This window comes from Luteibacter yeojuensis, assembly GCF_011742875.1.
In the GTDB taxonomy this organism is placed as follows: domain Bacteria; phylum Pseudomonadota; class Gammaproteobacteria; order Xanthomonadales; family Rhodanobacteraceae; genus Luteibacter; species Luteibacter yeojuensis.
Genome location: NZ_JAAQTL010000002.1, coordinates 554,781 through 569,328 on the forward strand (window position 1 = coordinate 554,781; position 14,548 = coordinate 569,328).

Genomic DNA, 14,548 nt, shown 5'->3' on the forward strand with positions numbered 1-14,548 from the left:
GGTATTCGCGTGTTTCGGCTGGCTTTGTAGGAGCCGCTACAGCGGCGAGGGAAATCTTGCGAGGGCGTCGCGAGGTTTTCTCGCCGCTATAGCGGCTCCTACAGCGAGGGCGACTTAAAGGCCCTTGGCCGCCTGGGCCACGGCGCGGAACAGCGCGCGGCCCTTGTTCATGGTTTCTTCCCACTCGGCCGCGGGATCGGAGTCGTAGACGACGCCACCGCCGGCCTGTACGTGGAGGCGGCCGTCCTGGATGACCGCGGTGCGGATGGCGATCGCGGTATCCGCGTCGCCCCACCAGCCGAGCCAGCCGATGGCGCCCGCGTAGATGTTGCGCTTGAAAGGCTCCAGCTCCTGGATGATTTCCAGGGCGCGGATCTTCGGCGCGCCGCTCACGGTGCCGGCGGGGAACGTGGCCTTGATCACGTCCATGTACGAGAGGCCGTCGCGAATATCGCCTTCCACCTGCGACACGATATGCATCACGTGCGAGTAATGCTCCACCACGAACGACTCGGCGAGCTCCACCGTGCCCGTCTTGCTCACGCGGCCCACGTCGTTGCGGCCGAGGTCGATCAGCATGAGGTGCTCCGCGCGCTCCTTCGGATCGGCGAGCAGTTCGGTTTCGAGCGCGATGTCTTCCGCCGCGTCCTTGCCGCGACGGCGCGTGCCGGCGATCGGGCGCAGCACCACGCGGCCGTTCTTGAGGCGCACGAGGATCTCCGGCGACGAGCCGACGATCTGCGTGGGACCGATGTCGATAAAGAACATGTACGGCGACGGATTCATTGCGCGCAGCGCGCGGTACACGTCCACCGGGCGCGCGTTGAAGCCGATGCTCAGGCGCTGCGAAGGCACCACCTGGAAGATGTCGCCGGCGCGGATGTACTCCTGCGCCGTGCGGACCATGGCCTCGTATTCCTCGCGCGTGAACGAGGATTTGAAATCGGATTCGTCGAGCGCCTCGGGCTGCAGCAGCTGCGGGTAAGACACGCCGCCCTGGTGCAGGCGGAAGGCCAGCGTGTCGAGGCGGCGCGAGGCTTCCGCGTAAGCCTGCGGGCGCGACGGATCGGCATGGACGATGAGGTAGAGGCGGCCCTTCAGGTTGTCGAACACGGCCACTTCGTCGGCGAGCATCAGGAGCACGTCGGGCGTGCCGAGTTCGTCCTTCTTGTCCCACTGGGCGAGACGCTTCTCGATATAGCCGATCGTCTCGAAGCCGAAATACCCGACGAGCCCTCCGGTGAAGTCCGGCAGGCCAGGCAGCTTCGGCACGTCGTACTGCTTGCGCAGCGTTTCGATCTCGGCGAGCGGGTCGTCGAGGTGGCGGCGTTCGACCACCTCGCCACTGTCCTCCACTTCCAGCTCGTGGCCGCGCAGGCGGTACACGCGGCGGGCCGGCAGACCGATGATGGAATGGCGTCCCCAGGTGGCGCCGCCCTCGACCGATTCGAACAGGAAGGTGTACGGGCCGTCGGCCAGTTTCAGGTACACCGACAGCGGCGTGTCGAGGTCGGAAAAGACCTCGCGAACCAGCGGAATGCGCGTGTGGCCCTGCGCGGCGTAGGCGTCGAATTGTTCGCGGGAGATCATCTGGGGCGGGGCGATGGGGACGAATCCTCGATTGTAGGGCGTGGCGGGCATGGCTGCGCGCCCCTTGTGCGGGTGTCCACCGGGCTCGGGTGACGTGTTGCAGGAATCGCTATGGCGGCGAGGGCGATCTTGCGGGGTGGTCGCGAGGTTTTCTCGCCGCTGTAGCGGCTCCTACAGCGGGTTGCGCAAGAATTTACGGGGCGGATCAGGCCAGTCGCTGCCTTGGCAGGCCCCTCAGGTGCAGGGTGAAGGCCACGCCGTCCGCGAGGTTGCGCGCGCTGGCGCTGCCCTGATGGCGTTCGGCGACCAGGCGGACCACGTAGAGGCCCAGGCCCAGGTGGGGCGCGTCGCCCGGGGTGGCCTTGTCGCGCAGGCTCACGAGCGAGTCGAACAGTCGCCCCTGCATGGCCGCCGGCAGGGGCGGTCCCTGGTTGGCGAGTTCGATATCGGCCCCCTCCGGTGTGGGCCGCAGCGCGATGCGCATCCACCCGTCCGGTGGGGTGAACGACAATGCGTTGTCGAACAGCTTGTCCAGCGCCTGGGCGATAAGCTCCGGCGACACGTGCATGAACACCGCCGACGGCGGCAGTTCCACCTCGAGCCGGCGACCGCCCGCCAGTGCGCGATAGCCCTCGGCGCAACCGCGCACGATGTCGGCGAGGTTCACGTCCTCAGCCTCGGCCGCGGCGATGGCGCGCTCCATGCGGCTGGCTTCGCTCATCGCGCGGACCAGGGCGCCGAGACGCGCCACGCCATCGCGGGCGCGGGCGAGGTACGGCTCGGCCTCGGCGGGGAGCCCCGCATGGTCGAGGTTGTCCAGCGACGATTTGACGATCGCCAGCGGCGTGTTGAGTTCGTGCGAGAGCTTGGACGCCAGCGTGCGCAGGTAGTCGGTATACCCGCCGACCGCCTCGAACAGGCGCGCGAAACTGCGCGCGAGGTCGCCGAGCTCGTCGCCCGCTTCGGTGAGCGGGAACGGACCGTCGAGCCGCCCGTCGTTGGCCTGCGCGCGCTCGGCGGCGTTGCGCAGCCGGCGCAGGCGGATGGTCAGGCGCGTGGCGAACAGCAGCAGCACGCCCCCGGCGACCAGCAACACGGCGAAGCTGGTGAGCAGCAGGCCGAACAGCGCCCGGTTCGCCAGCAGCGGCACGGCGCGGCTGGGCTGTTCCAGCAGCACCACGCCGTGCAACCTGCCACGCATCTGGACCGGCATCGCCACGGCGAGCACGACGCTGCCGCGCGCCTCGCCCGCCCGCCACGCCGTGGCGGGCTTGCCGCGCAGCGCCTCGCGCACCTCGGGCAGGTCGACGCGCGGCACGTCCTCGGCCCAGGGGCTCTGCGCGTCGAAACGCGTCGCCAGCAGCGAGCGGTACACCAGCGAAGCGAACCAGCCCGGGCGTTCCGAGGCGGGAAGATCGGGGAGGTCCAGCTTGCCGCTTTGCGCCACGAGCCATGCATCGGGCGACAGCATGCGCACGCGCACGCCGTCGGGCGCCAGGCGTCCCAGCTCCTGCGACAGCGACGGGGAGAAGTCGATCAGTGGCCGGGTTTCGGCACTGAGCGGCTCGGTGTCGCCGTCGGCGGCGACATGCACGCCGAGGCCGAAGTGGTCCAGGCGCAAGCCGCGCGGCAGGCGGAATTCCACGCGGAAACCGCTGCCGTCTTCCTGCCACTGCGCGTTGATGCGATCGGGCAGCACGCCAGCGTCGGCGTCGAGCGCGATCGCCGTGGTCGGACCGGGCGCGGCGCTGGCCAGCAGGTACCGCTGCGCGTCCTCGCCGCTGGCGATGGAGACGATGAGGTGATCGGCGCTGAGCGCGAGACGATCCCCCGCGTCGGCACGACGGCGCCGGGGTGCGCGCACCTCGACGCTGAAATACACCCAGTGCTCGTCCTCGGCCAGCATCACCTTCGCGTTGCTGCCGAAGGTCTGCGCCCACGGGCTGAGCGGGGCCCAGTCGTCGCCATAGCCGTCGATGGTGATCGGCACGGGGGTGTGTTGCAGGTACCAGGCGGGGCCCGCCGGCGGCAGCGGGGCGTCGACCACGACCAGGCTGCGCGCCATCGCGCGCGCGGACGCCACGAGCGCCTGGGCCTGGCCTTCGCGCAGCAACGTTTCCATCTGGCGTACGTAAAGCCAGCCGGCGACCGGGAGTGCCAATGTGCAAAGCGCTACCAGCAGGAGTTTTTGGCGGAGGGTCATGGGGTGAGGGGCCGGGCTCTCGCCGCTGCAGCGGCTCCTACAGGAGGCGGCTTGCTCTTGTAGGAGCCGCCATGGCGGCAAGGCTCAAGGTGTCCAGCGGTAGCCCACGCCATGCACCGTCTCGATCGCATCGAATTCCGGCGCCAGCGCCACGAATTTCTTGCGGATGCGCTTGATGTGCGAGGTGATGGTCGCGTCGTCCACCACCAGCTCCGCTTCGCGCATCAGCTGGTCGCGGTTCTTCACGTGGCCGGGGAAACGCACCAGCGTGTGCACCATCCAGAACTCGGTCACGGTGAGCGGGATCTCGATGCCGTTCCAGAGCACGCGCATGCGCTCCGATTCGAGCTTCAATGGTCCGTGCTCGATCACCGTCTCGCTGGCGGCAGGCGTCTTCAGCGACTCGATGCGACGGAACAGCGCCGCGATGCGCGCGGCGAGCTGGTGGAGGCTGGTGTCCTTCGACAGATAGTCGTCCGCGCCGAGGCGCAGACCCGAGATCACGTCGAAATCCGAATCGCGCGCGGTGAGGAAGATGATCGGCAAGGTGGCCGATTTCGCGCGGAGTTCGCGGCACAGGTCGAAACCGCCCTCGGGCTCGTCGCCGAGGCCGATGTCGATGATCACCAGTTCCGGCAACCGCATGGCGAAAGCCGTGGACGCGTCGCCCCTCGAGCCATAGCCGCGGGTCTCGTAGCCGAAACGATTCAGCGCTTCCACGTAGTTGGCGCGGATGAGGGGTTCGTCTTCGACGATGGCGATGCTGCGGGCCATGGGCATTCCGTGAGAGGGATCGGCGTGCGCAGCGTGCTATGCGCCCGCCCCCACCGCAAGCCCTATAGCCGCATTGCCCTTCTGCACGAAGTCTTTGCCCTCCTTTTGCCATAAACGATCCGCGGATTGCCCTCGCCAGGACGCTCCGCCCGCCGCCTGCGGCTTTCAACTATGCATGACGGCGCGCCATCCGGCGCCGGAGGAGAAACCATGAAGACCAAGCCCGACGCCGACAACACCGAACTGGAACGCGACTTCGAGCCCCTGCGCGTCGCCCTCGCCCTGGGCGCGCTGCTGCTGGGCCTGCTTTTCGGCATGCACTGACGGGAGGATTTATGGATCTCTTCGACGACTTCGTGGAACCGGCCATGGAAGGCCTTGGCGCGGCCGGCGCACACGGAAGCGCGCCGGTCGCCGGGCCGGCGGAACCCGACCCGAACTGGCAACCCGTTTAACCCTTTCCCCCGAGCTCCTTGCTGGGAGCCTCCTTCACTCCCCCATCCTCTTGGACGGGGGAGCTTTTTTGCGGAAGGAGCTTACTCGGACCGGGCCGTGGTCACCTGGCTTATCGGGACGAGCTCCGCGTCGCCCACGAACACGTGGCTGTTGTAGCCGTAGAAGTACTGCGCCTTCTGGGTCTGGAGCATGCGGCCCAGCGAGAAGCCGCTCTGCAGCGGAACGCCGCCGGGTATGCCGGCGTAGCCGTACGGCAGGGTCACGCCGTCGATGAACACGCTGCCGCCGAAGTTCACGGCCCATGCGATCCGCTGGTACTCGCGGTCGAAGCGGCGCTCGGCACGCGGTGCCGCGACGGCATCGGCGTACGTGCCCTTCATGTCCTTCCAATAGGCGTTGGCCTGGGCGCGTTCCTCGGGCGTCACCTGCTGGAAGGCCGATACGAAGGTCGGCTCGTAGGCCGGATCGTGCCTTTCGGAGGCAAGGGCCAGCCAGGCAAGGCCCAGCGGGCGGTTCTTCTGGGCATGGTCGCCGTTGAAGTACATGACACCGAGGGCGTACTGCGCCGGCTTGCTTCCCCAGCTGGCGGCGTTAAGCAGGCTCTGGCGGGCGAGGCCGTCGTGGCCGCTCCAATAGCTGCGGGCGGCGGAACAGAAGTAGTAATCGCCCGGCAGGAAACGCTCCAGGCCACCGGGGCATGGCATCAGCGAACGCGACACGGCGTCCTGCTGGTCGGGCAACGGTTGGGGTTTTTCGCTCGCCATGGCGAGGGGTGCGGCGGCGAGTGCCGCAAGGGACAGAACAAACGACGTCAGGGATTTCATGATCGACTCCGACTGTTTGCTGGCGGTACCCCCCGGTACGCGTGGCATAAGGACCGTGTCGAAGTTCCTCCCCGGAGCCACCGTCACGGTCCGCAAACGGCGTCCCCTGCCCGCCCGGCACGACTCCCGGCGGGCGGCTCCACCGTAGCACCGGAATTGATATCTTTTAGTGAAATGCCGAATGCCGCCGGGCGAGGCCTGTAGGAGCCGCTATAGCGGCGAGAAGCCAACGGAAGCAATGAAGCCGTGGGGCGAGTTTCCTCGCCGCCATAGCGGCTCCTACACGGGAAGTGATCCCCGACCGTCGATGGCCGCGTGCATGCGGCGGATCACGTCGGCGTAGTCCGGCGCGTTGAAGATGGCCGAGCCGGCCACGAAGGTATCGGCGCCCGCGGCGGAGATCTTCCCGATGTTGTCCGGCGTGACGCCGCCGTCCACTTCCAGCCGGATGGCCCGGCCGCTGGCATCGATGCGTTCGCGCACGTGGCGGATCTTGTCCAGGGCGGACGGGATGAATTTCTGGCCACCGAAGCCCGGATTCACCGACATGATCAGGACCATGTCGATCTTGTCCATGACGTAGTCCAGCCAGGACAGCGGGGTGGCCGGGTTGAACACCAGGCCGGCCTCGCAACCCTCGTCCTTGATGAGCTGGATGGTGCGGTCCACGTGTTCGGTGGCTTCCGGATGGAAGCTGATGCTGCGCGCGCCGGCCTTGGCGAAGTCCGGCACGATGCGGTCCACCGGCTTCACCATCAGGTGCACGTCGATGTGCTCGGCGATGCCGTAGTCGCGCAGCGCCTTGAGCACCATCGGGCCGATGGTGAGGTTGGGCACGTAGTGGTTGTCCATCACGTCGAAGTGCACCCACTGCGCACCGGCATCGAGAACCTTGCGCGTGTCCTCGCCGAGGCGGGCGAAGTCGGCGGAGAGGATGGACGGGGCGATAACGGGGGATTGCTTGGCCATGACGGTAACCGTAACGTTGTAGGAGCCGCTATAGCGGCGAGGGGGGGCCTGCCTCAAGGGAAAGGTTACTGCTTCAGCGCTGCGTTGGCTCCTCGCCGCTATAGCGGCTCCTACAGCGCATTATTTGAAGCCCCGCTCCGCCTTGATCCGCTCATATGCCGCGTTGATCTCGCTCGCACGGGCTTCGGCGCGGCGGCGCATGTCGTCGGGCAGGTCGCCCAGGCGGTCCGGGTGGTGTTCGGAGATGAGCTTGCGGTAGGCGCGCTTGATGGCACGGTCGTCGGCGTCGCGCTGGATGCCGAGGATGGCGTAGGGATCCGGGCCTTGCGTGTTCCGCTGCGGCGGCACGTAGCCGCCGTTGGCGCGACCGCCGTAGGCGCGGCCGCCGGCACCGGCGTTCCAGGCGTAACCCTTCATCGCCATCAGCGCCATCAGCTCCATGTCGCTCACGCGCAGGGCGAAGGCGAGCTGGCGCAGCAGGGCCATCTTCTCGGGCGAGGGACTGCCCTCGGCCAGCACCGTCTCGATGACCACGTCGATCACGGGGAAGGCGTGGTCGCGGCGGTGGCCGACCCAGTGGCGGAGTTCGTCGATGACCGCCGTGGCGTTGAACTCGGGCTGCTTGCCCTCGTTGAATGCGTCGATGGCCGTGCGCCGGTCTTCCTGGCCGAGGCCCATGCGTGCCATCAGGCGCTCGGCGATGGCGATCTCCGCCTCGGACACGCGGCCGTCGGCCTTGGCGACGGCGCCGATCAGGGCGAACAGCGGCGCGATGTAGCCACCTTGCACAGGTACGCGGCGGCGCTGCTGCTGGCGGCTGGCGTCGAACATGAAACCGAGCGCGCCGCCGACGAGGGCTCCGAGCAGGTTGTGCGTCAGCCACATGCCGAGCACGGCGCCGATGAGAGTGCCGGTGAAATTCATGGAGCGGCCCTGGAAGGGGTCTGGGCGGAGTACCACTCGGCGAGCTGGTCGAGCTCCGCGTCGGTGAGGGGGCCGGTCGCGGCGCGCATCACGGGGATGTCGCGGCGGCCATCGCGGTATTGGCGCAGCGCCTCGCGCAGGTAGTCCAGCTTCTGCCCGGCCAGGTTCGGCGCGCCGGGAATCCTCGCCATGCCGGCTTCGCCATGGCACGCGGCGCACAGGCCGAGGCGCGCCGGCTTCGCAGGCGGGTCGGCGAGGACAGGGGTGGAGAGGGCCAGGGCTAATGCCGCGGTCGTAAGGATTCGCATGGCAGGGCTATGGGGGCGTGAACGCAGGATTCTAGCAGGCGTCCACCGTTACGCCTTAGTAGGAGCCGCTATAGCGGCGAGGAGCCAACGGGGCGAGGAAGCGGTGGGGCACGTTCCCCTCGCCGCTATAGCGGCTCCTACAGGGGGTAGGCCGGTACAATGGGCGGATCGATGCCCCACCGGAGCCCCGCTGTGCCCACCACCCTCTCGCAATCCGACCTGCCCGGCCTCGAACTCATCCATCGCGGCAAGGTTCGCGACGTCTATGCCTTGCCCGGCAACCGTCTGCTGATGGTGGCGACCGACCGGCTCTCGGCCTTCGACGTGGTGTTGCCCGACCCGATCCCTGGCAAGGGCGAGATGCTCACCCAGATCTCCAACTTCTGGTTCGGGAAGACGGCGCACATCATCCCCAACCACCTCACCGGCGAGGACGTGGCCTCCGTGCTGCCGCCGGGTGTGGACGTCGCGCTCTACGCGAAGCGCTCGGTGATCACCAAGCGCCTGAAGCCCGTGCCGGTGGAAGCCATCGCGCGCGGCTATCTCATCGGTTCCGGCTGGAAGGATTACCAGGCCACCGGCGCGCTGTGCGGCATCACGCTGCCGCCCGGCCTGCGCCAGGCGGAAAAGCTGCCGGAACCCATCTTCACCCCGTCGACCAAGGCCGCCGTGGGCGACCACGACGAGAACGTGAGCTTCGACGCCGTGGTGGCGGCGGTGGGCGAGGACCTGGCCAACGCCGTGCGCGAGGCCACGCTGGAGATCTACGCCTTCGCCGCGGCCTACGCGGCCGAACGCGGCATCCTCGTCGCCGACACCAAGTTCGAGTTCGGCACCGACGAGAACGGCGTGCTGCACATCATGGACGAGATGCTCACGCCGGATTCCTCCCGCTTCTGGCCGGCGGACGAATACAAGGTGGGGATCAGCCCACCCAGCTACGACAAGCAGTTCGTGCGCGACTACCTCGAAGGAATCGGCTGGAACAAGACGCCGCCCGCACCGAAGGTCCCGGAAGAGGTCATCGCCGGCACCGCGGCGAAATACGCCGAGGCGCTGGACAAGCTGGCGGGCATCCGCCTGGACTAAGCTTGTCGCATCGAAGCAGCACGGAGGGGACAGCCATGCGCGACGCAGCCACCTGGTTCGGCAACTACAGCCGCGACCACCAGAACCCGACCAACCAGCTGATCCATTGGATCTGCGTGCCGGCGATCACCTGGACGGTGGTCGCCTTCGTCTGGTTGATTCCCGTGCCGCACTGGCTGGGCCGGCCCGGCCTGTGGGCGGTGCTGGCGATGTTCCTGGCCTTCTGCTTCTACTACTACCGCCTGTCGCGCGTGATCGGCCTGGCGATGGCGGGCGCCTTCGTCGCGCTAGCCCTGTTCACCGACATGATTTACGGAAGCATCGGATTCACCGGGCTGATGCGGCTGGCGATCGGCGTCTTCGTGGTGGCCTGGATCGGCCAGTTCATCGGCCACAAGATCGAAGGCCGCCGCCCCTCTTTCTTCACCGACATCCAGTATCTGCTGATCGGCCCCGCGTGGCTGATGAGCAAGGCCCTCGGCCGCTTCGGCGTGTCGTACTGAGGGACATGCCGTGACCCAGTCGCTCCTGACGCTCTTTTCGGCCGCCATCTGGTGGGTGATCTATTCCAGCGCCGTCGCCGTCGTGCCGGCGCTCATTGTCTGGCTGGCCCTGCGCTGGCTGGAAAAGGTGCCGGTGGTGTTCAACCGGGCTTACCTGGCCAGCCTCGTCTGGACGCTGGTGGCCGTGCTTACCGGCGGCATCGCGATCGCCGCCCAGCATGGGCAGGCGCCGGGGCAGTCGCTCTTCGCCCTGCCCTGGATACGCGCCTCGCTGGTGGTCGACATGCTGCTGGGCGCCGGGCTGGTCTGGTGGATGGTGCCGCGCGTGGACGCCCGCCGGGTGAAGCCGACCAGCGCCTGCATGGCCGTGGCGCTGGTGATGGTCGTGGCGATGGTCGTGGGTACCGTCGTCCGGCGATAGACCGCCCCTATCGGCGCCATTCGCCATATCCGTTGGACTTCGGTTGGGCCGTCCCCATAATGAGATTTATTCGTATTGGGAGTGTCCGGCCATGGCCCGACAGATCAAGTTTGCCGCGACGCATTTCAGCATCGCGTTTTCCATGAGTTACGCGGTGAACCAGAACGTGGTGCTGAGCACCGTGTTCGGTATCGCCGAGCCCATCGCCTTCGCGCTCGGCCGCGACATCGTGCGCGGCGGTCACCCGGGCGTTCCGTTAGCGCCCGCCGCCTGATCCACCGCCCACCCGCGCGTTGGTGTCTGTCACCGCGCGCGTGAAGTTCTCGAACGGGATGTCGGTGATGCCGACAAGCCCGATGTGTGCGTTCTCGCCGTCGAGGATGCGCCCCGTCACGGGCTGGTCCACGTACTGGAACCAGTGCGTGCCGACGACGATCCCCGATGCCGCCGCCGCATCGACGAAGCGCCGATAGGCCTTCCCGCGTTCTTCCTCATGGGCCACCGCGACGATGCCGTTGCCGAAGGGCCCCCTGTCCGCCGAGCCGAAGTGGAACTCCGTGATCAACACCGGTTTGTCCCGCTTCTTGAAGGCGGCGATGTCGAAGCCATGTTCCGGCAAGTCGGCGTAGGTGTTGATGCTGGTGACGTCCGCGTATGTCGCGCTGGCCTCCTCCACTTCAGGCGTCCTCACGGCAAGGCGGCCGCCGAGGAAGAGGTGGTGCGGATCGGCCTGCCTCAGCGTGTCGCGCACCGTGCGGAAGTACTGGTCGGCGTATAGCTTGAGAAAGGCGATGTCGTCGGCGGCGATGGCGGGGTGCGCTTCGCCAGGGTCCGGCGCCCTGAAGCCTTGCGCTGCCACCTGGTCCCAGGAGGCGACTTGCACGCCCCAGGCTTTGGCGAAGCTTGCCGCGTCGCCGTGGGTTTTCTTCAGGTAGGCGAGGAAGGCCTGTTTTGCGGGGCTTTCCGGGCCCTGCGCCAGCGTGCCCGTGGCGAGCGCCCAGCGGCCTTGCGGACCCTCGCCGGCCCACGCCAGCTCGTTGTCGGCGAAGTAGCCAAGTAGCCACGGGTCGTCCTTGACGCCCTGCGTCGCTTTCGCCACCGCGGCTTTCGTGGCGTCGGCAAAGCGCGGGTCGAACGGATCGGGCATGCGGCCCCAGTAGTCGAAGCCGGTACTGACCGCGTCGAAGTTGCCGGCTATCAGGATCGGTACCGTGTAAGCCATGCGGGAGCCGACTCCGCCGGCGATCCCGCGGCAGCGGGCAAGCTTGTCGCAGGCACCCGTCGCCGCTGAAGCGGTTCCCACGGCGAAGGCGGGGTCGCTCCAATTGCCCAGGGTGTTGAAGCGCCACGCCTTGAGGCGCTCTATCGTGCGTTTGCGCCATGCGCTCGCGTCGTCGTCGCCGAGCGTGCGCGCCACGTTGTTCGCGTAGATGTCCCACCAGCGGCCGTGGTTCAGGGCGTTGTCGCGCTGCGAGCCCTGGTCGCCGCGACTGTCGCCGGTGCCGCCGAACTTGCCGTTGGCGGCATCCGGGTCGGCGAACATGTACTCGCGCCCCTGCACGTAGGTGCGCCCGTCGGTGAGGTTCACGGCATTCACGCCCAGGGAAAAGAAGGCATGGCCTTCGGGCGTCACCAGCCACCAGCGCTCGCCCTGTTTCTGCGTGTGGAACCATCCGGTGGCGCGCAGTGCCGGAAGATCGGTGCGACCGCCGTAACGGTCGAGGTTCTTCCCTACGGGACTCGCCGGCGCGGCGTTGGCTTTCGCCCGGAGTGCCGCATCGTCGGCGATCTTCTCGGGCCATGTGTCGCGGGTGTATTGGCCATAGCGGTCGACGATGCCGGTGTAAGCCCGGCGAAGATCGTCGTCCGGTACGCCGTCGAGCTTGCCGACGAGGATCGTCTGTGCGGCACCGGGCTGCGGCATCGACAGCGTCACCGAGGTGACGCCGCCCGCATCGATGGCGCCGTCGACCGTGGTGGCCACGAGCCGCTCCGTGCCACCGTCGCGAAACGGCATCGGCGGCCCGGCGTGCATCCCGAAGGCCCGCGGCGAGGTGGCCTTCAATGGAAGCGCCAATGTCATCGGCGGGCCCGGCGGCAGCCCCACCGTCGCCGTGAGGTGCTTCCCACCCGACGCCACGTCCACGATCAAGGTCACCGGCCACGGCATCCCGTTCTGCACCCGCCACCGCATCGTCCCACCCACGGGCCACGCCCAGGCGCCCCGCTCCGGCGCCAGCGAAAGCGACGGCTTCGCCGCCGGGCGGAATGTCACCGCCACCCGTTCCTCGCCGTCGGCGGTCTTGCGCACGGTGGGGTCGAGCGCCGCATCGGTCGCCGCGATACGCATCGCCACCGGATGAACGGGATCGAGGGTAGTGCCCCAGACAGCGGCCGAGGCGCTGATGAGAACGATGGCGGCAGCAAAGCGCATCGCCGGAATCTGCCACGAACGACGTGAACGCACCCTGCGATCGACCTTCTGTAGGAGCCGCTATAGCGGCGAGGCGGATCTTGCCACGCTGTCGCGAGATTTCCTCGCCGCTATAGCGGCTCCTACACGGACTCCGCCGTCCTCTGTCGCCGGCGCCACAGGTAATAGACAGGCACGCCGATCGCAATGATCAGCAAGCTCATCCCGGCATCGCCCGGTGCCGCGAACGCCGTGGCCGCGATCACGCACAGCACCGTCGTCGTGAAGATCAGCGGGAGCCACGGATACCCCGGCACCAGGTAAGGCGACGGCTCCGACTTCAATTTCCTGCGATACCAGAAGATCGTCGCGATACCGAACGCATGCGACAACCACTCGCCCACGGTCGTGTAATTGAGCAGGGCGTTGAAGCTGCCGGAGAGGATCAGCACGATCGCCCAGCCACCCAGCGCCACGAGTGCGAACTGCGGCGCGCCGGTACGCGGCTCGATGCGCGCGATGGGCCGGAAGAACATCCCGTCCGCGCTCATCACCTGCAGAACGCGCGCGCCGCCGGCGATGGCGATGCTGCAGTAACCGAAGGTGGAACAGGCGATACCCACCGCCATGACGGTCGCCCCGGATTCCCCGAAGACGCGACGCATGAGATCGGCCGCGGGCGCGGTACTGGCGGCCAGCCCGGCGTGTCCCAGGCCTGCCATGTAGGCGATGTTCACCAGCACGTAGCAGACGACGACGCTGACCATGCCGAGGCCGAGCGCGCGAGGCAGCGTGCGCTGCGGCTCGCGGACTTCGCCGGCGAGATCGTTGAGGTAGTGGAAGCCGCCGTAGGCGAACAAGGCGGGAAGGAGCGCTCCGACGATCGTGCTCGTCGGCACGTCATGGGTGGGATCGGCGACGAAGGCGAGACCGAGGTGGCCCCGCGCCAGATACAAGCCGACCACGATGAGTAGCGCGACGGCGCCGAGCTTCAGCACGGTGAAGGTGTTCTGCACCCACGCACCGGCGCGAATGCCGAACAGGTTCACCGCCACGATGAAGCTGATCGCACCCACCGCCAGTGGCTTCACCCATTCGTGCGGCAGGCCGACGGCCTGGCAGGCGTAATCGGCGAACGTCGTGGCCACCGCGGCGACGCTGCCCGGATAGTTGATGAGCGCCATGGTCCAGCCGAACAGGAAGGCCGGCAGCTGGCCGAAGGCTTCGCGCAGGTACACGTAGGTACCGCCGGCCTGGGGACGCCTGGCACCGAGTTCGGCGTAACAGAGCACCCCGGCAAGGGTAAGCATGCCACCCAGCGTCCACAGCACGATGACCTCGGTGCCGGAACTGGTGAGCTGCGCGACGGTGGCCGGCGTACGGAAGATACCCGCACCGATGACACCGCCGATGACGATCATCGCGGCATCCCAGATGCCCAGGCGACGGAGGTAATGAGCTGGCTGAGGGGCTGGCATCCGCCGACCATGCCATAACCCGGGCCGCAGGGCGAGATGCCGGAAGCCCGGCTGCTCCGCCTGTAGGAGCCGCTATAGCGGCGAGGGCAATCTTGCTGGCAAGTCGCGAGGTTTCCTCGCCGCTATAGCGGCTCCTACAGCCAGATAGCGTTCCAATAGGGGTAGTCGCCGATTCGTTCGACAAGGCCTGCCCGAAGGGGATTGGCCACCAGGTAACGGGCGGCGGCCTTGATATCGTCGTCGTAGCGAAGGGCGCGGTCGTGGAACGTGCGTTGCCAGACGGGATAACGTCTTTTCCCTTCGCGATTGATTGCTCGCGAAACCGCGGCCTTGAAACGCCCAACGGTACGATAAAGGTCTTCGTCGCCCAACTCGACCAGTCCGTGCCAGTGATCTGGCATGAGAACCCATGCCAGACATCGACCGTGCCGCCAGGTGCGCGCTGAGTGACAGATCCGCGAAGCGATACGCGCGTGACGCACATTGCGAAAGAGCGGCGTGCGGTTCCACGTGACACTGGTGATCAGATAAATGCGCCCGGGCTCCGATACCCGGCCGCGGCGCAACTGATTGGAATTTTCTGAGAGGGGCATCCC

Annotated in this window: 14 protein-coding genes; 4 read left to right on the plus strand and 10 right to left on the minus strand. The window is 67.5% G+C overall.

Annotated elements, in window-relative coordinates; all coding sequences use genetic code 11:
• Positions 1-114: 114 nt before the first annotated feature.
• The 7 genes from trpE to HBF32_RS17460 form a co-directional block, all read right to left on the minus strand.
• Complete coding sequence (gene trpE / locus HBF32_RS17430) at positions 115-1,590, minus strand: anthranilate synthase component I (RefSeq protein ID WP_166701111.1); 1,476 nt, start codon at positions 1,588-1,590, stop codon at positions 115-117.
• Positions 1,591-1,795: 205 nt separating this feature from the next.
• Entirely contained in the window at positions 1,796-3,793 is a 1,998-nt protein-coding gene (locus HBF32_RS17435; RefSeq protein WP_166701049.1) for an ATP-binding protein, read from the minus strand.
• Positions 3,794-3,877: 84 nt separating this feature from the next.
• Complete coding sequence (pdsR, locus tag HBF32_RS17440; protein WP_166701050.1) at positions 3,878-4,567, minus strand: proteobacterial dedicated sortase system response regulator; 690 nt, start codon at positions 4,565-4,567, stop codon at positions 3,878-3,880.
• A gap of 536 nt (positions 4,568-5,103) precedes the next feature.
• Positions 5,104-5,847, minus strand: coding sequence for an SEL1-like repeat protein (locus HBF32_RS17445; RefSeq protein WP_166701051.1), 744 nt, complete (start codon positions 5,845-5,847; stop codon positions 5,104-5,106).
• Positions 5,848-6,126: 279 nt separating this feature from the next.
• Positions 6,127-6,816, minus strand: a complete 690-nt coding sequence (rpe, locus tag HBF32_RS17450; protein ID WP_166701052.1) for a ribulose-phosphate 3-epimerase — start codon at positions 6,814-6,816, stop codon at positions 6,127-6,129.
• 120 nt (positions 6,817-6,936) lie between these two features.
• Positions 6,937-7,740 (minus strand): co-chaperone DjlA, encoded by an 804-nt coding sequence (djlA, locus tag HBF32_RS17455; protein WP_166701053.1) that lies wholly within the window; start codon positions 7,738-7,740, stop codon positions 6,937-6,939.
• On the minus strand, positions 7,737-8,048 hold the full coding sequence (locus HBF32_RS17460) for a c-type cytochrome (protein ID WP_166701054.1): 312 nt from the start codon (positions 8,046-8,048) through the stop codon (positions 7,737-7,739). Before HBF32_RS17460 ends, djlA begins: the two co-directional genes overlap by 4 nt.
• A 192-nt stretch (positions 8,049-8,240) precedes the next feature.
• Here HBF32_RS17460 and HBF32_RS17465 point away from each other — a divergent pair, with 192 nt between their 5' ends.
• The 4 genes from HBF32_RS17465 to HBF32_RS17480 all read left to right on the plus strand — a co-directional run bounded on the left by HBF32_RS17465 (position 8,241) and on the right by HBF32_RS17480 (position 10,335).
• Positions 8,241-9,137, plus strand: a complete 897-nt coding sequence (locus HBF32_RS17465) for a phosphoribosylaminoimidazolesuccinocarboxamide synthase (protein ID WP_166701055.1) — start codon at positions 8,241-8,243, stop codon at positions 9,135-9,137.
• A gap of 35 nt (positions 9,138-9,172) precedes the next feature.
• Entirely contained in the window at positions 9,173-9,640 is a 468-nt protein-coding gene (locus HBF32_RS17470) for an Mpo1 family 2-hydroxy fatty acid dioxygenase (protein WP_166701056.1), read from the plus strand.
• 10 nt (positions 9,641-9,650) lie between these two features.
• Entirely contained in the window at positions 9,651-10,061 is a 411-nt protein-coding gene (locus HBF32_RS17475; protein ID WP_166701057.1) for a hypothetical protein, read from the plus strand.
• A 91-nt stretch (positions 10,062-10,152) separates the two neighbouring features.
• Entirely contained in the window at positions 10,153-10,335 is a 183-nt protein-coding gene (locus tag HBF32_RS17480) for a DUF2061 domain-containing protein (RefSeq protein ID WP_166701058.1), read from the plus strand.
• On the opposite strand, the gene HBF32_RS17485 is transcribed toward HBF32_RS17480, so the two are convergent.
• From HBF32_RS17485 to HBF32_RS17495, 3 genes are all read right to left on the minus strand, one after another.
• On the minus strand, positions 10,318-12,528 hold the full coding sequence (locus HBF32_RS17485) for a beta-agarase (protein ID WP_166701059.1): 2,211 nt from the start codon (positions 12,526-12,528) through the stop codon (positions 10,318-10,320). The genes HBF32_RS17480 and HBF32_RS17485 overlap by 18 nt on opposite strands.
• 89 nt (positions 12,529-12,617) lie before the next feature.
• Entirely contained in the window at positions 12,618-13,952 is a 1,335-nt protein-coding gene (locus HBF32_RS17490; RefSeq protein WP_166701060.1) for an APC family permease, read from the minus strand.
• Between the two features lie 134 nt (positions 13,953-14,086).
• A complete protein-coding gene (locus tag HBF32_RS17495) occupies positions 14,087-14,545 on the minus strand; it encodes an REP-associated tyrosine transposase (RefSeq protein ID WP_166701061.1) in 459 nt (152 codons plus the stop codon).
• Positions 14,546-14,548 lie beyond the last annotated feature (3 nt).